Below are 24,777 nucleotides of genomic sequence, written 5' to 3' on the forward strand. Positions count from 1 at the left end.
AAACATGAAGCAAAGTATTTTATCCCGGATTGTAGCGGGCATTACAGCCACCTTAATTGTTGCCGGTTGCGCATCAACCTTAACCCAGGACACGCAAAAGGTATCGCCGATGGTCCCGGCTACGGCGCAATCTCAGGTACTTAACTACGTGGATCCCTTTATCGGTACCGGTGGTCATGGTCACACTTTCCCTGGCGCGCTAATGCCTTTCGGTATGGTACAAATTAGCCCGGATAACCCGTCTAAGGGATGGGACTGGACATCTGGATATCATTACTCTGACAACGTACTGGTGGGTTTTAGTCATACCCATTTATCGGGCACTGGTGTAGGCGATTTGCTCGATATTCTATTCATGCCTTTTCGCGGAGACTATACAGCGAGGGAAAGGGATGAGAAAGGGCGAATTTTTACTCACTACGGGCATGATAAAGAAGCCGCAACGGCCGGGTATTATCAGCTTTATCTACCAGAAGAACAGGTTAACGTAGAGCTTACAGCCACCCGTCGTGGTGGAATGCACAGATACGACTTTGAGGGCACAAACGACCGTCAGTTGTTAATTGATTTGGCCTATGCACAAAACTACGACAAACCAGTGGTGAGTTTTATGCGAGTGGTAGACGAGAAAACTGTTGTTGGGTATAGACTCTCCACCGGGTGGGCGAGAAACCAGCCCATTTACTTTAAGGCTGAATTCAATCAACCCTTTACTTACCAGTTTTATAACGATCAACAGGCCGTAGACGGTCATAATCTGCAAGCGGAAAAAAGTCAGCTAGTACTGAATTTTGATGCTAACGGCAAGATGCCCGTAGAAGCGAAAGTCGCACTGTCTTATGTGAGTGTTGAAGGGGCAAAAGCCAACTTCAATGCAGAGTTAGCATCAGCGTCGTTTGAAACTGTTAAAGCAGCGGCAGAGGCTTCGTGGGAACAGCAACTGAGCAAGTTTGACGTTACCGACAATAACGAAGTAAACAAAACTAAGTTCTATACAGCCTTGTACCATGCTTTTGTTGCTCCTCAGACGTTTAACGATGTGAACGGTGACTATTTTGGTGCCGACGGTGCGTCACACAACAGTACTAAATTTGAACGCAACTCGTTGTTTTCATTGTGGGATACATTTCGTGCACAGCAGCCACTGATGACATTGAGCAACCCGGAACGGGTAGACGATATCGTAAAGTCTCTTTTAGCTTTCTACGATGAAACTGGTTTGTTGCCTACCTGGGATTTGATGTCCAACGAGACCGACGTGATGATTGGCTATCACGCCGTACCAGTTCTGGTTGATGCATACTTGAAAGGGCTTACTAGTGCGGATCCTGAACACATTTATGAAGCCATCAAAACCTCTGCTATGCAGAATAAGTTTGGTATCGATCTTTATCGTGAGTATGGTTACATTCCTTCGGAAATGGAATTAGAAGCGGTATCTAAAACCTTAGAGTACGCCTACGATGATTGGGCCATTGCTCAAATGGCCAAGGCACTGGGTAAAGCTGATGACTATGCAGAATATACGAAGCGGGCCAACAGTTACCGTACCTTGTTCGACAAGTCTACAGGGTTTATGCGTGGTAAAAATGCAAAAGGCGAGTGGGTTACTCCATTTAACCCTACCTATGTAGAGCACCGAAAAACCGACTACACCGAAGCAAATGCGTGGCAATATAGCTTCTTTGTTCCCCACGATGTGCCAGGAATGATTGATTTATTTGGTGGTGAAAAGCCTTTCCTTGCCAAGATGGATGAGCTGTTTTCTACCAGTTCTGAGTTACAGGGCGATGTCTCCCCTGATATTTCCGGGCTGATCGGTCAATATGCCCATGGTAACGAACCTGTGCATCACGTGGCTTATCTCTACGCGTTTACCGACAACAAGCGACACGGTGAAGCGCGAATTAAAGAAATTCGCGACACCATGTATTTAGCACAGCCAGACGGTTTAGCGGGAAATGACGACCTGGGGCAAATGTCAGCCTGGTACACCTTTAGTGCCATTGGGTTTTATCCTATGAATCCGGTGGGCGGTGAGTTTGTGTTAGGTACGCCACAATTTGAAGAAGTGGTACTAAACTTAGGCGATGCGCCTTTTGTGGTGAAGCGAAACACTCAACAAGGTACCCAGTATGTAAAGTCGGTTACGTTGAACGGCAAGACGTTGACCTCTCCGGTTATTACTTACAGCCAGCTGATGGCTGGTGGAGAACTGGTGTTCTTTATGGAAGATGTTGAGTAGTTAAAGATATAACAATCACTAAAAAAAGCCGCAATCGCGGCTTTTTTTAGTAGGTTTATGAAAGATTAGCTGAAAAAGCGCCACACCATGCTGTGTTCTGAGCCCATGCTCCACAGCAAAACGACTGCAATCATCAGTACTTCAAGGATCAACACTCCCATACACAAGGTTGAAGTGGACAGGATAAACCCTTGCTTATGGCTTATCCCTAAAAAGCTCGGCGTGCCGGCATAAAGCAGATAGGCGGTGTAGCAGACCCCGATAACGCAAGCCAGTACACACAACCAAAATACCGGGTAAAGAGCGAACACACCGCTTAAAAATAGCGGCGTGGCAGTATAGCCAGCAAACACAATACACTCCGCTTTTGATGGTCTCTCCGGGTACTTTCGCGCCATCCAGTGAATGATGCTACCCACTGCCGCCACCGCCCCGAGGATCAGCGCGTAAAATACGACACCCAAAGCCAACCCGCTGGCAACAGAAATTTGAAAAACTTCTTCGCCGCCAAAAGTCCATCCAAACTGGGTTGTACCTATGAAAGAACAGACCACGGGGATCAACGCATACCAGAGAACATGATGGGTATACAGGTGACTAACGGTTTCGTGTTCTTCGTTAATAGACCGCCATTCTTTATCAGGGTGGTGGATAAGCCCCCAAAGGTGATTACTCATAAGCAACGCTCCTGGCTGTGGAAATAATGCACACCTTTATTATTAACATAAAAATAACATTAATCCACACTTCAATTACATTTTGAGCGGTATCACTTTTTGCATCGTACTATTTTTTGCTTTATGCAATAGGCGGCCAATTCATCCCACGCTGGAGTATAGTAGCTGCTGACCATATCACGTTGGCAATGTTCATAGATAAGTTCATCGTGTTCAGATAAGCCAAGGCTATAGATATAGTGTTCATCTCCCACCACAAACTGATGTCGATAAGGGAACAACACTAGCCCAGATGCTGATAGGGCAAACGCTCTGGCTTCTTGATAATCAGCAAACCAATGGTTCATGTGAGCATCGCAGGCGTGATGGTGCCACAATGTGCAATTTTGAAAGTTTCCGTTGCCGTTTAATAATTGGTTGGCGTCCTGCCAGCTGGCAAAACCTGCTTGCCGGGAAACCAATTGTTTGGCTTGGGTAAGCGTCGTTGTTACGCCTTCTTCCTTGAGCGATAAATGACACTTTTTAGCGTGGAAGCGGAGTTCGTTGATAGCCTTAATCATTACATACCTCCCCACAGAGAAGCGGCGACGGAGATTGCACGAATAAGAAAAAACAATAAAGCGGCCTGAAGTGACCAGGGCAAGTTAGTTTCATGTTCAATTGTTCCTAAGTAACAATGGCTTTCCGCAATACCACACTTAGGTTCATATGAACCAAAACCAATAAGTAATTTTCCTCAGAGTGATGTCATCTTCAGCGGAATGGCGTCTCTGCACACCATGGCAGAAGTATATAGAGTATGGCCAAAAAAACAACAGCCGCTAGTGCGGCTGTTGATGTTCATTTGTATCAAAATATTACTTATTGTCGGTGATAAACCCTTCGTTGACGTGAATGAGACTCTTTCGGAAACGCTCCATTTTCATGGAATCAATATCGGCTCATTATTTTGGCTAGTATGTTGATTAAACCTAAATTGCGTCTTGGAGTGAAAAGGTTTATCAGGCGCTATAATAACAAGCGGAAACTTTGGCTCCGCGGGAGCATTAGGATATTGACTAGTTTCAATACAGATCCCTTGATGTTTTTGCATGGGGTGACGATTCTGCCCAATAATTGTCGTTGAGAGGTAATTGCCAGAGTATATTTGTCCACCTAGTTCAGTGGTCCACACTTCTAGCGTACGACCACTTTTTTCATGGGACAAATGAGCAAATTTGGTAAATTTACCTCGCTTTTTATCTTGCAAAAAGTAGTGATCATAACCGTTGCCGATGGCTATCTGTGGGTGCTCTTCAAAGATATCTTCACCAATCAATTTAGGTGAAGTGAAGTCCATCGGCGTAGCGTTTACATTTAACGTTTTCCCCGTTGGTACGCCATCTTCACCAAGTTCTAAGAAATGCTTGGTGTGTATATGAAGTTTGTGATTTAACACGTTCTCATCTGCCTTTCCGGACAAATTAAAATAGGTGTGTTGAGTGGGGTTAAATACCGTAGCAACATCACTTTCGGCCTGATAATCCACAGTAAGCTGCCCGGAAGAATCAATCTCATAAATTACCGTCACGGATAAATTTCCAGGGTATCCTTGTTCGCCATCTGGGCTAACATAAGTCAACTTTACACCGGCATTGGAATTGTTTTGATAAGGAGCGATTTGCCATAACTGCTTATCGAACCCTTTTTCACCGCCGTGTAAGTGATGCGGAGGACGGTTGAGAGCCAACTGGTACTTGCGACCGTCGATGTCTAGCTCCCCGTTTCGGATCCGATTCGCATATCTGCCGACAATGGCACCAAAATAACGATTTCGATGCTCATAATCGGAAAGTTTATCGTAACCTAACACTACATTTTTCATTGCACCGTTTTTATCGGGTACATATATGTGTGTAATGATACCTCCATAATTAATAATATTGACCTGCATAATCGGCGAAATCAGGCTAACGATCATCACTTCACGGCCGTCTGAAAGCGTGCCATACAGGGAGGTTTCGGTAGTTAGGCCGCTTTCCCTCTCACTGGCTAAGCATTGTGATAACGTCAGTAAAAAAAGCACAAAAATGACATAATATTGCATAGCTTTACCTCGACGCCGGTTTAAAATAAATAATACTGGTCAATACTAGGCTCACTTTCCTCGAGATGCGTTCTGACATAACGAGCTTGGGCAATCTATTTTCCTTGTTTGGTGAGAAACTCATCCCAAAACTCCAAATAGTCTGAAGGGCTTACGTCTGGTGATAAGCCTCTCTGGGCCATTTGTTTTTCATAGTGCTCTCGATAGAAATTGTCCCAGTATGCTTTTACTACGGGACTCTCATCATACATGCCTTGATCATTGGTTTTGTTTTGCCATTCTGCTAAAGCGCCTCGCATTTTAATTAACTGCGCACGATAAGCAGGATCACCGGCTAAGTTATGGACTTCTTCAGGGTCGTTTAAAGTGTCATATAGTTCTTCTTCAGGTCTGGATTCAGCCATGAATAGCGCTTGTTCTTTAGTTAATTTTCCTTCCTGATGTAGCTTCTGCATAAGGGCTAAAACAGGGTATTGTAAGCGTTTGTAGGTATTGAAATCAGTGTAAGGTTTCTCTGGGAAAAAGTTGCGTATATATTTGAAACGAGTGTCTCGAACCGCTCTAACTCGGTCATCGGTTTCATCACACCTGTCTTTATGAGCATAGATATACTCTCTGGGAGATTTCTTCTCACCCAAGATAACTTTTCCTTCAATATAATCTGGTATTTTGATACCCACCATATCCATGGTTGTAGGCATAAGATCTATTAGGCTGACCAGTTCGTTGTTAACTTTTCCACCCTGAATGCCTTTCCCCCAAATAATTAAAGGAACACGTAAACCACCATCGTAGAGCCACTGTTTATCTCTTAGCATTGGACGGCCGTGATCACCAAAAATAAAAACAATAGTATTATCGAGCGCGTTCGCCTGTTCTAATTCGTGAAAAAGGTCACCAATCTTCTTATCCACCGTTTGTACGGTTTCTAAGTACAGCGCCCAATCTCTGCGAGTAATATCATGATCAGGATAATAGCTGGGCAGCTTAACGTCTTCCGGCGCTATCGGATTTTCCTTATCGTTGATAAATGTTCTATGTGTTTCACTATAATTAATTTGAGCAAAAAATGGTTGGCCTTTGTGATGCTCTTCATAAGCTCGCCATGCGGGACGATCTAAAAGTTTCATATTGACTGGGGCATGCGTGTAGGCGCCACCTGAATATTTTATTTCACCATCTTGCAAGTCATAAGCTTTTACCTGAGGCGAAAAATTAAAATCAGTTTTTTGTTTAGGCCCCATTAAAAGACTAACGTAGTTCTCTTCCCTCAGATATTCAGATAGCATTTTCACGTGTTCGGGTAAGTTATATCCATCATCTATGTGGCTGCGGTGATGTTGAGCTCCTATACTAGTGGCATGCATGCCCGTGAAAAATGAGCTTCGTGCGGTTGAACAAACGGCTGCAGTGGCAAAGGCGTTAGTAAATTTTATTCCTTCTGTTGCCAGTTTATCCAGGTTTGGAGTCTTTACTTCTTTTGTTCCATATGTGCCTAAATCGTGGGATATATCCTCGAGGACTATCCAAATGATGTTAGGTTTTACCTGGTTTTGCTCAGTTTTTTGTTCCGTGATTTGGTTTGAAGCATAAACTTGCGTGCAAAACGCAAAGTATGCGAGATTGAATATCATTGCAAATAGAAGTCTCATGCTCGTTTTCTCTCAGCCTACATTAAGAGTGTAGTGCCTACTTAATCACGATGAGTTCTGGCTATGATGGCTTTGAGCCTTAGTGCCATTTGCTCTACTCTTTTGGGGTCTTCGTTGGCTAGGTTTCGCTGTTCTTCTATATCGTCGCTAAGGTTGTAAAGTTGTGGCTCACTCTGAAGGCCACTTCTAACGTCCTTGTTTGCCAGCCAGTCAGGGGTAGTACCCGAAAATGGCGCGATATATTTCCATGGGCCTTGTCGAAGCCCGAGCGTATAAGCTTCTTCAAGCATTTCATTGCGACCACTCGCATTAGCATCGAGTAGTGCTGCTAATACGCTTTCGCTGTCTATCGCTTCTTTATCAGCTAACTCGTAACCAACTAACTCGGCAATTGAGGCGTAAAAATCCATATGAGAGATAAGAGCAGTACTTACTCCTGCTTTCTGTCGGCCAGCAAACCAAGTGATCATCGGTACGCGGGTACCGCCTTCGTGAATACTGTATTTTCCGCCGCTAAAGGGGCCTGCGGGTTCGTGATCACCTATTCTTGAAACGGCCTGATCTGCATATCCGTCATCTAATACTGGACCATTATCGCTCGCGAAAATTATCAGCGTGTTGTCTAGTACGTTGTTTGCTTTAAGTGCTTCTATTATTTTTCCGGTCATCCAATCCATTTGTGCAATAGCGTCACCTCGGGGGCCCATATCTGTAGCACCTTGAAACATTGGGTTTGGCACACGTGGAACGTGAATGTCATTGAAAGGAAAGAACAGCATGAAAGGTTTATCGGTATGCTTGCTTATAAAATTCGACGCTTTTTGTGTCATGACCATGGGAAACTCTTCATCTTTCCATTCGGCTGCGCGACCGCCTTTCATCCATCCAATTCGACTAATCCCATTAACAATGGTGCCACTGTGTTGGAGATCTGCCTGCTGTTTCAATAGTTCGGGATGCTCAGTACCTATTGGTCTGTCACTTATATTTTTTTCGTAGCTGACTTCAATAGGATCGTTTGGGTCCAAACCTACTATATGGTGATTCTCTAGATAGGCTGTTGGCACGCGATCGCCAGTTGCGGGGATGAGGAAACTGTAATCAAAACCAATTTCAAGTGGACCGGGTTTGACAGCTTCGTTCCAATTTATTTTTCCGCGCCCTAAACCGAGGTGCCATTTCCCAACAACCGCAGTGGTGTATCCTTGTTGTTGTAGCATTGCTGGCAATGTGGGTTTCTCTGGGTCGATAATTAGAGGTGCATCGCCTGGCAGAACCGCTGCATTGTTACGAAAGGCATATTCCCCTGTTAATAGAGAGTATCGTGAAGGTGTGCATGTTGCAGCAGGGCTATGAGCATCCGTATAGCGAATCCCTTCTGCAGCAAGCTTATCTATAATAGGCGTTGAAACTGCTGAAGCACCATAACTGCTTAAGTCTCCGTAGCCCACATCATCGGCGTAAAATATAACGATGTTTGGTTTGACGCCGTCTCTTGTAGGTGATTTCGCCAATGCAGAGCTCGACGTGAATATCAAAATTGACAGTAGTGTTATCGTAAAAGAAAATTTATACATATGGATATCTTTTATTAAATCAGGTTTGGTAGAAAACGAGGTGCAAATGGCTTTGCAAAGCCATTTGCTTTGTTTTAGAACGAGTACGAAACCCCCGCCAGGACTTGTCTTTCGGTAGCAATCCAGTGGTACGGGTTGTCACTAAACCCTGCGCGATACTCAAAGTGATCCCGTCGTAGCAAATTCAGAGCATCAAGGGTGAGTTTTAGTGAATCGTTAATCGTGTATGAGAATGATGCGTCTAGCTGGCCAAATCCTTCTTGCGTGTATTCGGTGGTCACCAGAAAATCGGACCGATGGTTATAGGCGATCCTGGCTGACATCAAGTCATTTTCGTAAATCAGCACAAGGTTGTAACTTTTATCAGAAAGTCCCTCCAAAGAGATATTAGGAAGCTCTGGATTGGGTGAAGGTACGTCAGAGTCTACATATGTATAATTAGCCTGTATGCCTAAAGCATCAAACGGCGCGGGGAGAGTGGTAAAAAACTGCTGATAACCAACTTCTATTCCTTTAATTTTTCCTGAGCCACCATTGGACTTTCTGAGAATAATAAAGTCCTGTCCGCCAATGTTTTCTGCACTCTCACTGGTCTGCAAAAAACCGTCAACATTTTTGTAAAACAGTGTGGATGAAAGAATATTTCCTTCGTCGAAATAGTATTCTAGGGAAAGGTCGAAGTTTTCAGCGGTAAATGGGGTCAACCCCGGATTACCTCCATTGCCACGGCCTTGTTCAAAGTTTAAGTTGAGCGATGGGGCCATATCGCCAAATGCAGGTCGGGCAAACGTTCGAGAAGCTGCAAATCTCAATACAGTTTCGTCGGTTAACGCTGCTCGCAGATTAATGGAAGGGAGGAGTTCACTATAGTTCCCTTTGTCAGTTTTTCCTTCATATATGGCAATGCCATTCGCATCAAAATTTCCTGTGTTAAAGAAATAATCGGCTGTCGTATCTGTGCGCACGTAGCGGACACCGGCGTTACCCTCTATTTCGATGTCATTGATAAGAAAATATAAGTTTCCTTTGACGTACATTGAGGCAACTGACTCAGAATAGTCGAAAAAATCTCGTGGGTTTGCAATTTCAGATTGAGCCGGCAAACCATATTGCTGACGAATTTCGTTGTCTCTGGTTTTCAATTGTGAGGGGTCAACCGCGAGGTATGATGAAGGAAATTGAGCACCGGGCCACTCGTTCATAAAATCTTTCCAACGGCTTTCACCAATTAAGCCCAGTGGGTCGTCAGTGCCATAGGTGTTTCCTGAAGCATCAAAAACATGGTTATTCTGAATATTTTTTAGAGTATCTACATTGGCAAACCTCAATCCGCTTTCAACGCTAGTTAGCCAGTTGTCATCTAAAAAGTACTTAAAATCGGTTCGGGCAGCGGTTTCATCAGCGGTAAGTTGACGACTTTCGTGGCGCCATTGGACGATGTTAAAATTATCTATATTTGTGTAGTCAAAATTGCTAAAGGATACTGACGGAGGGGTATTAGGAAATTCTGACTGATCGACAATTGCAGTGAGCGAATCAGAGTTATCTCGAATTCGTGTATTGCGAAACGCTGTGTCGTTGTCGGTATCAACGTAACTAATCTCTCCGCTTAATTCAAAGTTGTCGGCGACGTGTTCAAACCCTACTGCCAAGTCAAACGTCACAGTGTCCCGTGAATCAATCATATTCAGAACATCAAACGTCATGTCATTAAATGTCACGACATCAGCATATCTGCCACCACCAGTATTAGTCGCATCGATAACATTTGCCGCATTAAAGCCCCAAACGAATTCTTCTCGAAACTGTTCAGTAGTGAATTCAGTGTAACCGCCATCAAAAAAGAAACGGGTTTGGTCACTGGTTCTTAGATCGACGCCAAGGGTATAAACAGCCCGTTCCCGCTCCCCCCAAGCTGGAGAGGAGTTCAGCGATGTGGTAACCAATGAGCCTTGTGGAACTGTGCCTGATGGGTACTCACCACCGATATCGGCAAAATTGGAATTTCTAACCAGATCCTCCCGAAAAGCTCGCTTTACATAAGAGGCACCGAAAATAACACCTACCTCTCCTTCGTTTCCAACGCCCCAAGAATCACCTATTACCAGAGAGCCTCTAGGGCTCCACTCATCCGAAAGATCGCCATGATGAACTTTTACGCTACCGGCAAAACTAAAATCATTCAGACTAAGTGCATCTGTACGGCGAATATTGACTACACCGCCGATACCACCTTCAACCAAATCTGCAGACACTGATTTAAATACTTCAACTGAACCGACAAGTTCTGCAGGAATATCTTCAAAGCTAGCGAAGCGATTAATACTGGTGCCGCCAGAGCCACCGAAATAATTACGGCCATTCAGTAATGTTGCAACCTCATCTAATCCCCTTATAGAAATGCCTGACGCTTCCCCTCTGGAACGTGATACCTGAATACCAGGAACCCTCTGCAGTGACTCTGCAATGTTCGTATCAGGAAACTTCCCAAGCTCTTCAGAAGTAATGGCATCAACAACCTGTACAGAAGCCTGTTTTGTATTCACTGAAGTCACCGCACTGGCTCTAACTCCTTTAACACTAATTATTTCCATGTCCTGGGGGGATTCTACGGATTGTGCTAATGCCTGAAAGGTGCCTGTAACTAGCATTATAGTCGCTGCCAGTTTAGATAATTTCATTGCCATTTTCATATTTCCCTCAAATAGATATCTGTACAGAACGTATTGGTATCAGCTTCAGTGCTTAGCATGTTGCACAGCCTGTACCCTCGTGATTAAACAAATTACAAACCAAATCTGCCGATAAAATTAACATAAAATATACATATTGAAAACCGTTTCCTCAGTTTTTTGCATATAAATCATATTGTTTAAATATGCTTTTGTTTTAAACTGTTGTTTTTTCATGTCTTTTATGATCTTTATCTTTTGTTTTTATATATTTTCCCGGCTATTTTTGGCTTTTTGATTTCATTTGTGAAAACGGTTTCCTTTAGTTGTAAATATATTTAATATGTTTTTTACGTCATGTCCTGTCTGAGTGGACGAATGTGAACAGTCAGCTGATTAACAGGGTTTAAAATTCGTGGTAGTGTCGAAAACATACAATGTTTGTAGGTGTCATTGGGCACTAAAATTATTCATTATGAAAACTATTAAAGATGTCGCAACGTTGGCAGGCGTATCGCCGGCCACGGTATCAAGAGCGCTGAAAAAGGGAAGTACGGTCAATGAAGGAACACGTCAACGTGTGCTGAAAGCCGCAGCCGAGCTTGATTACCGACCGGACGCAAATGCCAGGGCGCTTGTGAATCGATCAACTCAGACTTTAGGGGTCGTCATTTCGGAGTTAGCCGACCCTTTTTTCGCAAGAATGATTCATAGTATCCAACTGACTGCGAAACAATTAAATTTTAAAGTACTCATTAGCACAGGTTCGATGAATGCAGATCGAGAAATGAAAGCAATTAAGAACCTGCTAGTACAGCGGTGTGACGCGATTATTGTAAACAGTAAAGCTCTTTCAAAAGAGCAACTAATAACGCTCGCCAATGAGAATCCTGCTTTTGTACTTATTAATAAATATATACATGAGATTCGGGGGCGTTGTGTCTGGTTTGACAATATTCACGGCGGCAAGTTAATGGCAAACCATGCATTAAGCATGGGACATAAAGAACTCATTGTTTTCAGCACTCGAAATAAAGACCATGATGCTTCCAGACGGCTCAAAGGGATTCGGGCAGCGCTTCAATCGCAGGGAATCAAATTGCCCGTAGAAAGAATTATTCATGCAACGCCGGACTATTTAGGGGGACAACGTGCAGTAGAAGACTTGCAACAAAGAAAGTATCGTTATTCAGTTATTCTTTGTTACAACGATGCCATGGCTACCGGCGCAATTTCAAAGTTGCTCGATCACGGATATTCAATACCAAAGGATGTTTCAATTATAGGGTTTGATGATGTTTTGTTGGCCAAATATTGCGTACCTGGACTTACTACAGTGAATTATCCTATCGATGTCATGGCAGCAAAAGCCACAGAACTCGCGTTAAAGCTTGCTCAAAATGAGCCGGTGAAAAGTGATGGTTACCTTTATAAACCTTATGTTGTCAAAAGAGATTCGGTAGTTAAGGTATAATGCGCATTGCTCACCTCAGCATAAATAATCAGGTAGCCATTGCGACTGGCTTTTTAGCGATTTTCTTTTCTACTCAGGCGATTCATGCATTAGCGACACCTTATTATCAAATGTCTCTAGCACTTGATCCGTTCTGGCTCAATGTGTCAATCACGAGCCCTCTACTTCTGAGTATGCTACTGAACCCAGCTATTGGGAGAGTTTGTGACCGACTCAGCAATAATAATAAAAAAAGTCTACTAAAACTAAGTGGTTGGTTAGCTGGTTTAATGTTCGCGTTGCTTTGGTTTGCACCTATCAATTGGCCTAGTACACATGTACTTTTGTACTTGGCCAGTATTTGTTTGATTTTCTATGTTGCAGTTAGTGTTCAGTTAATCAACCTTCGAAGTATCACTTATTCAGTTTCATGCAATGCAGAGCAAAGTGTTCGCGTGATGTCTTTTTCGAGCATATTTGAACGTCTAGGAGCGGTTCTCTATTTTTGGCTTTTTCCTTTGGCGCAGTGGAGCGGATGGGCATCGCTGACTCAAGGTGTCAGAGGCGTTGGTGTTTTGGTAGGAATATGCTTTATTGCACTACTTACCCATATCTCTGCCAGTTTATTTGATCTAAAAACGCACGTAAAAATTACGGAGAATAATCCGTCTCAAAAAAAAGATATTGTCGCCTTGCACACTCTGGTTAAGCGGGTATTTGTCACTCTTCTTTTACTATTATTTACGAAACTAGCGTTTATCACTGCACTTACCAGTCTCGATTTTTATTTATTGGTCTACTTTGTAGAAGGTGGGGATTTAACAGAAGGAGCGCTGTGGAAAGGCGTTTTGTCTTCTGCTTTCGCAATTTTCAGTCTTATTTTAATAGTGCCACTAGGTAAGGTCACCCTCTGTTTAGGTGCCAAAAATACCCTGATTTTAATTTTTACCATTAGCTTTGTAGGAGCAGTGTCGAAGTGGTTTATTTTCTTCCCGGGTAATCAATACTGGCTAATACTGGATGCGTTGCTCGGCGCAGCTTCGTTTGTGGCTATTGGGGCAATAATCCCATCAATGATTAATCAACTGAGTATTCGTCATAGCCAGCTCTCAGGCATTACTCAACACGGCTTTTTTGCGTCCTGGCAATCTTTCGTAATGCAGGGGTCTATTATCGTGTCGTTACTGTTAAGCGGTATTTTGATAAACATGTCTGGGTTTGATGCGGCACTTAAAGGTATTCAACATAGTGATACCATTTTGTTTCTTAGAGTTGCGCTTTCCCCTGGGTCCGCAGTACTTAACATTGTTTCACTTCTTTTAGTGTTGAGTATTCCCAGCATGTGGTTCGGGAAAAACAGGGTGAACACGATCATTAATACAATAGGGGATAGCTAATGCCTACCATTCGTGACATTGCAAACGCAGCGGGTGTCTCTCCCTCTAGTGTTTCCCGAGTCATAAATAACGGTTCTAAAATTAGTGCTGCTACTAGAGATAAAGTACTCCGAATTATCGAAGAAATGGGCTACTTTCCTAACGCAGCAGCTAAGGCCATTAATGCACAACCTACCAAATCTATTGGGATTGTTTTACCTAATCTACAAGACCCATTTTTTGCTGCGATGGCTCATGGCATTGAAAAAGTAGCCACGGATGCTGATGTACAAATATTGCTGAACTCCTCAGATGATAACGAGTACGCCGAACGCCAGGCGATAGAAACTCTCCTTGAGCATCGCTACAAGTCTACAGTTGTCTACAGTGTTTTTCTAAGCGACGAAGAGTTAATCAAGTTTGCCAATGTTATTCCAGGTATGATTTTACTGAATCGGTATATTGCTCCTATCGCGACTCGGTGTGTTTGGCTTGATGAAAAGGAGGGAGGACGATTATTGGCTAGACTCCTGATTGAAAAAGGCCATAAGAAAATTGCAGTATTGGGGGTAGATTGTGGTGAAAGCCACAGTCGGTTCAGAATGAGCGCATTGATCTCTGAGCTCAATGCAAACGGTATCCAAGATAGTGACATTGCAATAGAGACCAATAGCGCATCTTACGAAGGCGGTCAGGCTGCTGTTCAGGATTTACTTGCGAGCGGCCGCGACTACACAGCAATAGCCGCATATAACGATAGTATGGCAATTGGTGCTATCGCAATGCTAAATGCACAAGGCTATTCTGTACCACAGGACATTTCGGTTGTGGGGTTTGACGATCTCATTCTAGCAAACTGCATCGAGCCGAAACTTACCACTATTCACAACTCTATTGAAGAGATGGCTGAACTAGCAACTCGCATGGCATTAAGCGAGGGAAGCTATATTCCCCCTGAGTCAGAGCGCATTTTTCAACCTAAGCTCGTCGAACGCTCCTCACTGATTGGTCTGTAAAGCCTCGCGGTTAGCGTCAATGAGAGTTTATTCATTGCTTTCCTTTACTCTTCAATTTAGTCTGATGGCTGCCTGATACAGTTACCGGCAGCATGTCGTAACCATATCAGTTGGCAGAGTTTTCAAAAAGCTCTACACCATAAATGGGGCCAGGGTGTCGTCCAATGGTTAATAGCAAGTCGGCGCTGAACAAGGTATCGTAGTTGTCTATTCATTATATTTTCAGAAGGAATGAAAGCGTGAAAAAAGTACTGATTGTCTTAGTGTTAATTGTCGCGGTAATTGTGGGTGGTGTGATTTATCTCGCCAGTGGTGCCAACGAGTTTATTCGCAAGCAAATGGAAACCCAGGGCTCAACTTTCTTGGGCACGCCAGTAACTGTTGCTGCAGTGGATTTATCCTTTGCCGAAGGCAAAATTACTATTTCAGACATTGATGTAGAGAATCCCGATGGTTTTAGCGAAGAAGACGCCTTTAGCCTTGACAGTGTTACCCTTGATTTAGCCGGTGCCACAGAAGAACCTTACCGCATTCAGGAAGTGTCTATTAATGCGCCGGAAATTTTATATGAAGTGGATGTCAACGGAAAAGGCAACCTACTGGTAATTAAAGACAATCTCATGGCTAATTTGCCAAAGGGTGAGAGCGAGCCTACTCAGTCAGAAGGCGCTAACCCTAAGCTTATCGTAGACAATGTAACGGTGAGCGATGTGAAACTTACGCTGAACTTTGAAAAACTGGAAACCGGTGATTTCAAAATTGACAAGAAAGCCTATGAAGTGACACTTCCTACTTTCAGTGCTGGTGCAATCGGTCAGCCTGATGGCCTGCCAGCTGATCAGGTTGGTGCAGCCATCGTTAGCAAAATGTTGGATAACGTTATTGCTCAGGCAAAAGACGAAGCCAAGAAAGTGCTTGCAGAAAAGGCCAAAGAAAAAGTTCAGGAAAAAATTGACGAAGAAAAAGAAAAGCTAATGGAAAAAGGTAAAGATAAGCTTAAAGATATCTTTAACTAATCCGCTTTAGTCAACAGGCTCATGTTGTTGAGTTGCTCTGAGCCTGTTGGCGATGTGAAAAACTGAAGGGACATATTATGAGTATCAGTGACGTATCTACCCACACGGCAGCGGAGGATATACGCAACGAAAACATACTGATATATGTTAATGGTGATATTGTTCATCGCGACGAAGCCAAAGTATCTGTATATGACAGCGGCTTTATGTTGGGGGATGGCATTTGGGAAGGTTTGCGCCTCTACAACGGAAAATGGGCTTTTCTGGACGAACACTTAGACCGACTATTTGAAGCCGCGAAAACGGTAGATATGAATTTGGGTATGACCCGTGAAGACGTGGTGGCTGCTTTAGAGGAAACCCGTTTAGCGAATGAAATGCAAACCGATGTGCATGCGCGTTTGATGTTTACCAGAGGCAAAAAGAACAAGCCCTTTCAGCATCCGGCGTTGTCCACTCAAGGTCCCACACTGGTCATTATTTGCGAACACTCCATTCCTGCCATAGGGCGTCCTATTAAATTGGCTACCGTACCTCACGTTAGGGGTTTGCCGATGACGCAAGATCCAAAACTCAATTCTCACTCTAAGCTAAATTGCATTCTGGCCTGTATTGCTGCCGAAAAGGCCGGTGCAGACGAAGCGTTAATGCTTGATGTGAACGGTTTTGTGAATACCACCAATGCGTGTAATTTCTTTATCGTGCGCAAAGGTGAAGTCTGGACCTCAACAGGTGATTACTGCATGAACGGCATCACACGGCAAAAAGTCATAGAAGTATGTGAAAAACTCGGCATAACAGTACATCAGCGCAATTACTCCCTGGTGGAAACCTATGGTGCAGACGAAGCATTCTTAACCGGAACGTTTGGGGCGCAAACGCCTGTAAGTCATATCGACGGACGGGAAATTGGCGTGGCTCACCCTGGCCCAATCACGCAAAAAATTCGGCATGCTTATTATCAGTTGATTAAGGCACAGCATTAATGCGTATTGCCATGTGGTCGGGGCCCCGCAACTTGTCTACAGCCATGATGTACGCATTTGCGTCCAGGCAAGACTGCGTAGTTATGGATGAACCTTTCTATGCTGCCTATCTTAAAGCTAGTGGGGAAGTGCATCCCATGCAGGATGAGATTCTTTCGTCCCAGCCTACTGAGCCTGAAGAAGTGATACAAGCGTGCTTGAGTTCACTACCTGAGGGGAAAAAGCTCAGCTATCAAAAACACATGGCGCATCATTTTTTACCAGATTTCCCATTGGATTTTACCGATAAATTAAATAATGTATTTCTCATACGCCACCCGGCGCGTGTTATTGCCAGCTATCATGAAAAACGTGCGCTGCCAAACCTGCAGGACATTGGCGTAGAGCAGCAAGTAGCTATTTTCGAACGTCAGTATCTGCGAAGCGGGAAGGTTCCGGTAGTTATCGACAGTGATGACTTACTCACTGACCCCGCGCTTGGACTAGAAATACTGTGTGATGCAATTGGCATTCCATTTGATAGTGCCATGTTATCATGGGAGCCGGGTGGTAACCCTGCTGATGGAGTGTGGGCAAAACATTGGTACAATGCTGTTTGGCAAAGTAGTGGACTAACAAAGACAAAGAGAAAACCCGTCCCTCAGTTACCCGCGTCTCTGCAGAGCGTTCTTGCGCAGTCTATGCCCTTTTACGAGCTACTCGCTGGCCATAAATTAGCTATCGGGCCCGATAACTGTTAGTGGAGCCAAGATCTCTTTTGTACTAGTCCTCATTACCAATATTCTTTATACCGAGTTTTTTTCTTGCAAGACTAACCACATTTTCATCGATGGGTGGCGGTGAAATATCCACGCCTTTTCCAAGTGCTTCAACGAGCGTTTTGAGTACGGCTATCCTCGCAAACCATTTGTGCTCAGCTGCAATGACATGCCATGGCACAGCCTCGGTATCAGTGTTGTCGAACATGGCTTCAATGGCCTCTTCGTACTCGGGCCACTTTTCCCGATTGCGAATGTCTTCCTCAGTAAGTTTCCAGCGCTTGTAGGGGTTCTGCAACCGTTCCTCAAAACGAGTAAGCTGTTCTTCCGGTGTGATATGCATGAACAATTTAACCAAGCGAACACCGTCGTCAATGAGCAAGCGTTCGAATTCGTTGATTTCCTGATAGGCTCTATGCCACTCGTTTTCCGTGGCAAATTCTTCAACCCTTTCAACAAGCACCCGTCCGTACCAGGAGCGATCGAAGATGGCAATAGTGCCAGGCTTAGGTAGTCGTCGCTGGAAACGATACAAGTAGTGTCGACCTTGTTCTTCTTTTTGAGGTGCAGCTATAGGATGAACTGAAAAGCCGCGGGGGTCGAGAGGCTCAGTGACTCGTCTTATCGCGCCGCCTTTACCTGACGCGTCCCAGCCTTCAAAAACTATAATGGCACGTTTTTGTTGATGAAAATACGCTTGCTGAGTATGAAGCAAAGCAGTTTGCAATCTTTTGAGTTTCTTTTTGTAGAGCGATTTATTGGTGATTTGTTGTGTAGTATCAATGTCTTTCAGTCTGATCTGACGGTTTGCAGGACTAATTTTTGAAACGTATTCTGGCATAGCGATACTCCCTGAATTCAGGTTATGTCAGATTTGGCATACTGTCCACTCCAAGAAGTTATGGTTTTGGCAGTGATAGTAGAGGCAGCATTGGGCGCCGAGTGATTAAGTGACGCCTTTTTTGCTTGCAAAACTTCTGCGCTATTTCTCGCTATTATTTTTCTCTCCAGAAGATGGGTATTTTTCAAACCACGCCAGCACGTGCTTGACCTTGCTAATTAGCTGGCTTGGGCGATTAGCAATGAAATGAAACGCACCTGGCATTTCCACCAGTGCAGTGTCGATATTGCGAATTTTTAGCGCACCGTAAAGTTGCTTAGCTTCGGACAATGGCGTTCGCATATCAGCATCTCCCACCATCACCAGTGTTGGCGTATTAATACTTCCGACTAACGAAAGGGGAGAAAAAGACCAATAGTCCTGAGCATTCTCCCATGGCTGTCCAGGGTAGCGATAATTCGCATATGCGTAATAATTATCAGCAGTAAGGGTTTTGCTTATCCAGTTCATCACCGGTTTTACAACAGCAGCGGCTTCGAAGCGATTGTTCTTACCTATCATCCACGCGGTCATAATGCCGCCCGCACTACCGCCGGTTACATAGAGTTGGTCTTCGGTGGTGTAACCTAGGCGGATCATTTCATCAACGCCATCCATCACATCCTGATAATCTTCGCCGGGATAATTGTGGTAGAGCAGGTTCGCAAACTCTTCACCGTAGGAAGTGCTTCCCCTTGGGTTTGGGTAAAAAACAATATAACCGGCAGAGGCGTATAGCTGAACTTCCGGAGAGAATCTGTCACCATAATTGGAAATAGGACCACCGTGGTTTTCAACAATCAGCGGGTAAGTTTTACCTTTTTGGTAGTCGGGAGGAAATACTACCCAGCCCTGAATATCCCGTTTGTCGAAGCTCGACTTGTACCATATTGTTTCTACTCTACCCAACTCACGGTAGGCCAAAATGTCCTCATTCAGGTGAGTGACAAGTGTCGGTTTTTTTCCTGCCTTAGTAACAAAGGCGACGTCGGCCGGACGATAAGGCGTTGTGTAAGTGTAGGCTATTTGCCCTTTCGCATTGACCGAGAAATGGCCGCCTCCGTACGGTCTGCTTACCGCAGTTCCGCCCATATTGTCAGCCAGTGCTGTCACTTTTCCGGACGTTGTAGTGACTGCAATTTTAGTATTCCCTTCGCTGTCGTAGGTGAAGTAAATCCCTTTAGGTTGCCACGCGATGTTTCCCACACTGCGATCAAATGATAAAGGAACTTCTTTCTTATCTGAACCGTCGATATTCATGGTATACAAGCGGGTGAGCTGATACGCCTGAATTTTGTCGTCGAATCCCAGCCAGGCAATGCGTTTCCCATCTGGTGAGATTGCTGGGGAGTGGTCCGGGCCCTGGCGTTGAGTAAGGGCATTTATCTCACCGCTTAGAATATTTGCGACGTAGATTTCGCTGTTTCGAAAATCATGCTCGTAATTGTCGTGGCGATTGGCTGAAAATACCAGTTGCTGACTATCATTCGTCCATTGCGCACGGCCGCTGTGATGAAAGTCGCCGGAAGTGATTTGACGAGGTGTACCGCCTTCAGAAGGCACCACAAACAAGTGATAAAAACCCGTTTCCAGATAACCTCTGCCATCCTGTTCGTATTTAAGACGATCGGTGACTCTGGCACTTTCAGCCCATTTCGCGCCTTTAGGGCGTTGAGGCATAGTAACTAACACTGGTGGCTTTTCAGCAACCAGCATGGAAAAAGCGATGTATTTCCCATCTGGAGACCAGGATAACCCTGAAGGCGATGAAGGTAACTCAGTCAGGCGAACAGATTTGCCACTCAACATGTGATAAGTGAATATTTCACTGCCATTCAGGCCTTTGCTTGTGTACACAAGTTTATTGCCATCAGGCGACCATTCAGCGGCGCTTTCCGATTTGTCTGAATGGGTGAGTTTTTCCATGTTTGAGCCATCTGACGATACAATCCACAGTCTCGACTGTCGGCTATCAGTCATCACATCCATGTAGCGACGGTTGAAAACAATATGCTTGCCGTCAGGCGAAATTGCAGGGTTATCGGCCCATTCAAGCTCGAATACATCCATGTCACCAAACGCAGGCAAAGATGTCGCTTGCGCACCGAAGCAAACACACAGGCCTACACACAAGGCCGCTATTACCTGTCGCTGGATTTCCATGAGCTATCCTTTTGAGTCGTGTAATTAGAGGTCGATGGTGACTTGATCAAAATAGACGATGGCAGCCGTACCACCCATCACTGAGAATCCAGCGAAGTCTACCCAACCGCTTTTTTGTGTCAACGCATAGCTATCTTCCTCGTGTGTAACTTCATACTCATCGTCTGATTTCAAACCTGAAAAAACATCGAGTACCTCTTTATCTGAGCCATGACGTATTTGTTTAGTACTGAGCAAAATTTGATTCACTCGCTTGTCGTATAAGAAGCTCAGGAAAAACATTCCCTTGTCAGAGGTATTAATGAATTGCTCGATATAAGTAATGCTCGGGTTAGATATTTTTGAGTCGCCTAGATCGTTGTAGCCGAGCCAGTAACTATTCCAGTCATTGTCGTCTGTAAAAACAAAGCTTATTGCATTGAAGATCTTTTTTTCTGTTTCTAACGACTCTTCGAGTTTTAGTTCTGTCATGACCGCCTTAACCAGTGTTTTCACACCTTCATCTGCCGAGCTGTAGGCATCTAGTGCGCAGGCGTTAAAAGAGAGTAAAAAAGCGAAAAGGGACAGTATTTTCTTCATTGTTATTCCAACTTATTTTATTGATATCCGTGGGTTAGCTATTGCAGCTGTATTGTTCTTTTAATTGTATACACAGGCAAAAGTTATTGCGACTAAAGATTCTTAACCAGGTAATCCAGTAGTAATCTGACTTTATTGGGGACGTGTCGGGTTTGGGGATACACAGCCCATATACCATCGTTCTCCGTGTCGAAATCACTTAATACTGGAATAAGACGTCCATTGGCAATGTCGTCAGCCACGTAATAATCGGGCAACTGAATGATTCCCAGCCCTTTTAGCGCAGCATCACGAACAGCGAAACCGCTGTTACAGCGCAGTCGTGGCGCAAGGCGAAATGTTTTGTGGTTTTTTTCCACATCAAATTGCCAGAGTGCCGATGTGCCTGCAACACACTGATGCTCTTTTAGATCCGCAATTCGCAAAGGCACCCCAGCATTATGGAGGTACGCTGGTGATGCACAGGTATGTAGCTTTCGCGCGCCTAGTTTCCGCGCTCGGAGCGTGGAATCTTCCAAATGACCCAACCTAATGCCCACATCATAGCTTTCTTCCACCAGGTCGAGAACTTTGTTGGTCAATTCCAGGTGTATTCGCAAACCCGGGTGAAGTAGTGTGAAATCGTTAATCAGAGGCGCAATCACCCGCTCGCCATACGTTACAGGTGCGGTGAGTTTCAGGTGTCCAGTGGGTGTGTGCTGTTGCTCGCTAACCAGCCTGTGTGCATCTTCCAGTAATTCTGTAATTTGTCTGCATTGATGGTAAAACTGTAGCCCTATGTCAGTGGGCGTCACAATACGCGTAGTACGGTTGAGCAATTTGCTATCAAGTCGTTTTTCCAGTGCGGTTACCTGACGGCTCACTTTGGCGGTGGAAATATGCAGTTTCTCGGCGGCACGGGTGAAGCTCTTTTGTTCGATCACGGCAACAAATTCAAAAATTCCATCCCAGTTCATAGCGCTTACCCGTTATTTTTGCAAAAATGCAAAAGTTAATTTCAAAAAGAGGGTATTGTTTCATATATTGGTGAGTTTACAATAGTGACATGTTTTTCCATAAGGGTTGAAAGATGACAGAGACAATTACGTGTAAAGCAGCGGTTGCCTGGAAAGCAGGTGAGCCTTTATCTATCGAAGAAGTTCAGGTGGCTCCGCCCAAAGCTGGCGAAGTCAGAATTAAAATTCTTGCTACCGGCGTTTGCCACACCGATGCGTTCACCTTGTCAGGAGATGATCCGGAAGGTGTATTTCCGGCAATTTTGGGGCATGAAGGCGGCGGCATTGTAGAATCGGTCGGCGAAGGTGTTACCAGTGTTGAAGTTGGTGACCATGTTATTCCCCTATACACCCCTGAATGTGGAAAATGTAAATTCTGTTTATCTGGCAAAACTAACCTGTGTCAGGCTATTAGACATACCCAGGGACAAGGACTGATGCCCGACGGTTCAACCCGTTTCAGTATTAATGGCAAGCCCATTTATCATTACATGGGAACGTCAACGTTTGCTGAATATACCGTTTTACCCGAAATTTCATTGGCAAAGATAAACCCTGGAGCGCCGCTTGAAGAAGTTTGCTTATTGGGGTGCGGCGTAACAACGGGTATGGGCGCAGTTATGAATACGGCTAAGGTACAGGAAGGTGATACTGTTGCCATCTTTGGTCTTGGCGGCATCGGTCTGTCGGCTATTATTGGCGCGACCATGGCTAAAGCGGGTCGGATCATTGCTATCGACATTAACGAAAGTAAGTTCGAGTTGGCGAAGAAATTGGGTGCTACCGACTGCATTAACCCCAAATCTTTCGATAAGCCGATCCAGGAAGTCGTTGTGGAAATGACAGACGGCGGTGTTGATTTTTCTTTTGAGTGTATCGGTAATGTCAATGTGATGCGATCAGCTTTGGAATGCTGCCACAAAGGCTGGGGTGAGTCGGTCATTATTGGTGTCGCTGGCGCTGGTCAGGAAATCTCAACCAGACCGTTTCAGTTAGTCACGGGACGCGTATGGCGCGGCTCTGCCTTTGGTGGTGTAAAAGGGCGTTCCGAACTGCCTGATTACGTAGAGCGCTACATGCAGGGTGAATTCAAACTAAATGACTTCATTACTCATACCATGCCGCTTGAAAAAGTGAACGATGCTTTTGACCTGATGCACGAAGGCAAGAGTATCCGCACTGTTATCCATATGGCCTAGTGCCACTGGCAATCGATTGGAGTTGGAGCTTCCCTGCTCCAGTCGGTTGGACTTCTTAGGCTTGCATGATGCGGGAAACATTTTCAGTGACGCTCACAGCGCCCTGGTGAATCTCATCCATCACGGCTTTAACGCTACTAATTTGGTTAGCGTTCTCATCAACCTTCACTTTAACTTCACCCATTTTATTACTGGCTTGCTCCGCCAACCCTCGGTTCTCATTAACAACAGACTCTATTTCAATGGTTGAGTCGCTGGTGCGTTTGGCCAGTTGTCTGACTTCATCTGCCACTACGGCGAAACCCCTACCCTGATCTCCGGCCCTTGCAGCTTCAATAGCGGCGTTAAGAGCGAGTAAGTTCGTTTGATCAGCAATACTTCTAATCGTAGAGACAATTGACTCAATATTGGCAGACTGTTCTGTTAGCTGTGCAATTAGGACGTTAGCCTGGTCGACTTCCTCAAGTGTGGCACTAAATACATCTACGGAACTATTTAATGATTCGGTACCCCGAAGTGCAATTTGTGAGGTTTCTTCTGAAATGGACACTGCATGCTCAGAGGCGCTGGCAATATTTTGTTGAAGAATTACTTTTTCAGTGATGTCAGAGGCGAATTTAATGACTTTTTCCACTTTTCCTGTTGCAGAGAAAATGGGGTTATACGTCGCCTCCAGCCAGAGCACATTCCCCGACGAGTCTTTGCGTTTGTATTGTCCTGACTCAAATTTTCCACTGGCCAATTTATCCCAAAAATTAGGGTTGTCGATATAAAAATCGTCGAAACAAAACATGCGGTGATGTTGACCAACAATCTGATCTAAAGAATAACCCACGGTATCGGTGAAATTCTTATTGGCACGAAGTATGGTTCCGTCGGGGTGGAACTCGATAACCGCCATCGATCTATCCAACGCCGACGCAATGGCTTTCGCATCATCACTTTCTGCGCACTGACGGGTAATATCCGACGCCATGCAGATGATGTGTGTTACGTTGTTATTTTTATCTTTCACCGGCTCATAAGTGCAATCAAACAAAAGCGTATTACCGTTTTTGTTAACATACTCCTGTTCACAACGTTGTGCTCGTCCGTCAGCGAGGTGCTTCCAAAATGAAACGTAGGCATGGCTGTTTGCGAGTGCTGGTGCACATAAAGTTCGATGATGTTCATCGATGAGCGCCGATGGGACAGTACCAAGTAAGTCTGCAAAGAGCGTATTTACCTCTATCACGTGTCCGTTTGGACTGAAAAGAGCAAATAGAGCGCTGCGTTTTAACGCATCAATAAGAGCACAGGATTTGTAGAGTTCCTCGTGTAATGCGCCTACTTTTGCAGAGTGTGTGGAGGACAGTGTGAACATACAATATTTCCAATGTTATTTACTTTTGGCACATTATAATACTTTTTTGTTACAGTAATTGTAGTTAATCGATAGTTTAATATT

General features: G+C 44.5%; 19 protein-coding genes. 8 read left to right on the forward strand and 11 right to left on the reverse strand.

All coding sequences use genetic code 11. The features are described 5' to 3' along the window. Positions 1-4: 4 nt before the first annotated feature. Entirely contained in the window at positions 5-2,245 is a 2,241-nt protein-coding gene (locus tag ACXACM_RS04550) for a GH92 family glycosyl hydrolase (RefSeq protein ID WP_474820093.1), read from the forward strand. Between the two features lie 65 nt (positions 2,246-2,310). Here the strand turns inward: ACXACM_RS04550 and ACXACM_RS04555 are convergent, their stop codons facing one another. From ACXACM_RS04555 to ACXACM_RS04580, 6 genes are all read right to left on the reverse strand, one after another. Further along, positions 2,311-2,922 carry a Yip1 family protein gene (locus ACXACM_RS04555; RefSeq protein ID WP_474820094.1) on the reverse strand — a complete coding sequence of 204 codons (612 nt, stop codon included), beginning with the start codon at positions 2,920-2,922 and terminating at the stop codon, positions 2,311-2,313. Between the two features lie 92 nt (positions 2,923-3,014). Next, positions 3,015-3,482, reverse strand: coding sequence for a hypothetical protein (locus ACXACM_RS04560; protein ID WP_474820095.1), 468 nt, complete (start codon positions 3,480-3,482; stop codon positions 3,015-3,017). A 362-nt stretch (positions 3,483-3,844) separates the two neighbouring features. Beyond that, on the reverse strand, positions 3,845-5,008 hold the full coding sequence (locus ACXACM_RS04565) for an aldose epimerase family protein (protein ID WP_474820097.1): 1,164 nt from the start codon (positions 5,006-5,008) through the stop codon (positions 3,845-3,847). A 95-nt stretch (positions 5,009-5,103) separates the two neighbouring features. Further along, complete coding sequence (locus tag ACXACM_RS04570) at positions 5,104-6,660, reverse strand: sulfatase family protein (RefSeq protein ID WP_474820099.1); 1,557 nt, start codon at positions 6,658-6,660, stop codon at positions 5,104-5,106. A 41-nt stretch (positions 6,661-6,701) separates the two neighbouring features. Further along, positions 6,702-8,237, reverse strand: a complete 1,536-nt coding sequence (locus tag ACXACM_RS04575; protein ID WP_474820100.1) for a sulfatase family protein — start codon at positions 8,235-8,237, stop codon at positions 6,702-6,704. Positions 8,238-8,311: 74 nt separating this feature from the next. After that, on the reverse strand, positions 8,312-10,918 hold the full coding sequence (locus tag ACXACM_RS04580) for a TonB-dependent receptor (RefSeq protein ID WP_474820101.1): 2,607 nt from the start codon (positions 10,916-10,918) through the stop codon (positions 8,312-8,314). Between the two features lie 466 nt (positions 10,919-11,384). Here ACXACM_RS04580 and ACXACM_RS04585 point away from each other — a divergent pair, with 466 nt between their 5' ends. From ACXACM_RS04585 to ACXACM_RS04610, 6 genes are all read left to right on the forward strand, one after another. Further along, positions 11,385-12,383, forward strand: a complete 999-nt coding sequence (locus tag ACXACM_RS04585; protein ID WP_474820103.1) for a LacI family DNA-binding transcriptional regulator — start codon at positions 11,385-11,387, stop codon at positions 12,381-12,383. Next, a complete protein-coding gene (locus tag ACXACM_RS04590; RefSeq protein ID WP_474820104.1) occupies positions 12,383-13,759 on the forward strand; it encodes an MFS transporter in 1,377 nt (458 codons plus the stop codon). Before ACXACM_RS04585 ends, ACXACM_RS04590 begins: the two co-directional genes overlap by 1 nt. Next, positions 13,759-14,754 carry a LacI family DNA-binding transcriptional regulator gene (locus ACXACM_RS04595; RefSeq protein WP_474820105.1) on the forward strand — a complete coding sequence of 332 codons (996 nt, stop codon included), beginning with the start codon at positions 13,759-13,761 and terminating at the stop codon, positions 14,752-14,754. Before ACXACM_RS04590 ends, ACXACM_RS04595 begins: the two co-directional genes overlap by 1 nt. Positions 14,755-14,993: 239 nt before the next feature. Further along, complete coding sequence (locus ACXACM_RS04600; RefSeq protein ID WP_474820107.1) at positions 14,994-15,770, forward strand: hypothetical protein; 777 nt, start codon at positions 14,994-14,996, stop codon at positions 15,768-15,770. Between the two features lie 77 nt (positions 15,771-15,847). Continuing rightward, complete coding sequence (locus ACXACM_RS04605; protein ID WP_474820109.1) at positions 15,848-16,756, forward strand: aminotransferase class IV; 909 nt, start codon at positions 15,848-15,850, stop codon at positions 16,754-16,756. Beyond that, on the forward strand, positions 16,756-17,496 hold the full coding sequence (locus ACXACM_RS04610; RefSeq protein ID WP_474820111.1) for a sulfotransferase-like domain-containing protein: 741 nt from the start codon (positions 16,756-16,758) through the stop codon (positions 17,494-17,496). Before ACXACM_RS04605 ends, ACXACM_RS04610 begins: the two co-directional genes overlap by 1 nt. Before the next feature lie 22 nt (positions 17,497-17,518). Here ACXACM_RS04610 and ACXACM_RS04615 read toward each other — a convergent pair whose 3' ends face one another. The 4 genes from ACXACM_RS04615 to ACXACM_RS04630 form a co-directional block, all read right to left on the reverse strand. Beyond that, positions 17,519-18,355 carry a polyphosphate kinase 2 family protein gene (locus ACXACM_RS04615; RefSeq protein WP_474820112.1) on the reverse strand — a complete coding sequence of 279 codons (837 nt, stop codon included), beginning with the start codon at positions 18,353-18,355 and terminating at the stop codon, positions 17,519-17,521. Positions 18,356-18,496: 141 nt separating this feature from the next. Next, positions 18,497-20,557 carry a S9 family peptidase gene (locus ACXACM_RS04620; protein ID WP_474820113.1) on the reverse strand — a complete coding sequence of 687 codons (2,061 nt, stop codon included), beginning with the start codon at positions 20,555-20,557 and terminating at the stop codon, positions 18,497-18,499. A gap of 24 nt (positions 20,558-20,581) precedes the next feature. Further along, a complete protein-coding gene (locus ACXACM_RS04625; protein ID WP_474820115.1) occupies positions 20,582-21,136 on the reverse strand; it encodes a hypothetical protein in 555 nt (184 codons plus the stop codon). A gap of 92 nt (positions 21,137-21,228) precedes the next feature. Beyond that, positions 21,229-22,092: a LysR substrate-binding domain-containing protein gene (locus ACXACM_RS04630; protein WP_474820116.1), complete on the reverse strand. Its 864-nt coding sequence runs from the start codon at positions 22,090-22,092 to the stop codon at positions 21,229-21,231. 113 nt (positions 22,093-22,205) lie between these two features. On the opposite strand from ACXACM_RS04630, the gene ACXACM_RS04635 reads away from it, so the two are divergent. Continuing rightward, a complete protein-coding gene (locus ACXACM_RS04635; protein WP_474820117.1) occupies positions 22,206-23,330 on the forward strand; it encodes an S-(hydroxymethyl)glutathione dehydrogenase/class III alcohol dehydrogenase in 1,125 nt (374 codons plus the stop codon). Positions 23,331-23,385: 55 nt separating this feature from the next. On the opposite strand, the gene ACXACM_RS04640 is transcribed toward ACXACM_RS04635, so the two are convergent. After that, complete coding sequence (locus ACXACM_RS04640) at positions 23,386-24,693, reverse strand: methyl-accepting chemotaxis protein (protein ID WP_474820119.1); 1,308 nt, start codon at positions 24,691-24,693, stop codon at positions 23,386-23,388. Between the last annotated feature and the right edge of the window lie 84 nt (positions 24,694-24,777).

This window comes from Alteromonas sp. AWQ4_252 (assembly GCF_056158205.1).

What these genes read in the sequence shown, in the direction of transcription:
- ACXACM_RS04580 (WP_474820101.1), bottom strand. Translation starts at nt 10,918, where the DNA reads ATGAAATTATCTAAACTGGCAGCGACTATAATGCTAGTTACAGGCACC.
- ACXACM_RS04570 (WP_474820099.1), bottom strand. Translation starts at nt 6,660, where the DNA reads ATGAGACTTCTATTTGCAATGATATTCAATCTCGCATACTTTGCGTTT.
- ACXACM_RS04625 (WP_474820115.1), bottom strand. Translation starts at nt 21,136, where the DNA reads ATGAAGAAAATACTGTCCCTTTTCGCTTTTTTACTCTCTTTTAACGCC.
- ACXACM_RS04590 (WP_474820104.1), top strand. Translation starts at nt 12,383, where the DNA reads ATGCGCATTGCTCACCTCAGCATAAATAATCAGGTAGCCATTGCGACT.
- ACXACM_RS04635 (WP_474820117.1), top strand. Translation starts at nt 22,206, where the DNA reads ATGACAGAGACAATTACGTGTAAAGCAGCGGTTGCCTGGAAAGCAGGT.
- ACXACM_RS04550 (WP_474820093.1), top strand. Translation starts at nt 5, where the DNA reads ATGAAGCAAAGTATTTTATCCCGGATTGTAGCGGGCATTACAGCCACC.
- ACXACM_RS04615 (WP_474820112.1), bottom strand. Translation starts at nt 18,355, where the DNA reads ATGCCAGAATACGTTTCAAAAATTAGTCCTGCAAACCGTCAGATCAGA.
- ACXACM_RS04575 (WP_474820100.1), bottom strand. Translation starts at nt 8,237, where the DNA reads ATGTATAAATTTTCTTTTACGATAACACTACTGTCAATTTTGATATTC.
- ACXACM_RS04585 (WP_474820103.1), top strand. Translation starts at nt 11,385, where the DNA reads ATGAAAACTATTAAAGATGTCGCAACGTTGGCAGGCGTATCGCCGGCC.
- ACXACM_RS04620 (WP_474820113.1), bottom strand. Translation starts at nt 20,557, where the DNA reads ATGGAAATCCAGCGACAGGTAATAGCGGCCTTGTGTGTAGGCCTGTGT.
- ACXACM_RS04640 (WP_474820119.1), bottom strand. Translation starts at nt 24,693, where the DNA reads ATGTTCACACTGTCCTCCACACACTCTGCAAAAGTAGGCGCATTACAC.
- ACXACM_RS04605 (WP_474820109.1), top strand. Translation starts at nt 15,848, where the DNA reads ATGAGTATCAGTGACGTATCTACCCACACGGCAGCGGAGGATATACGC.
- ACXACM_RS04630 (WP_474820116.1), bottom strand. Translation starts at nt 22,092, where the DNA reads ATGAACTGGGATGGAATTTTTGAATTTGTTGCCGTGATCGAACAAAAG.
- ACXACM_RS04595 (WP_474820105.1), top strand. Translation starts at nt 13,759, where the DNA reads ATGCCTACCATTCGTGACATTGCAAACGCAGCGGGTGTCTCTCCCTCT.
- ACXACM_RS04560 (WP_474820095.1), bottom strand. Translation starts at nt 3,482, where the DNA reads ATGATTAAGGCTATCAACGAACTCCGCTTCCACGCTAAAAAGTGTCAT.
- ACXACM_RS04565 (WP_474820097.1), bottom strand. Translation starts at nt 5,008, where the DNA reads ATGCAATATTATGTCATTTTTGTGCTTTTTTTACTGACGTTATCACAA.
- ACXACM_RS04610 (WP_474820111.1), top strand. Translation starts at nt 16,756, where the DNA reads ATGCGTATTGCCATGTGGTCGGGGCCCCGCAACTTGTCTACAGCCATG.
- ACXACM_RS04555 (WP_474820094.1), bottom strand. Translation starts at nt 2,922, where the DNA reads ATGAGTAATCACCTTTGGGGGCTTATCCACCACCCTGATAAAGAATGG.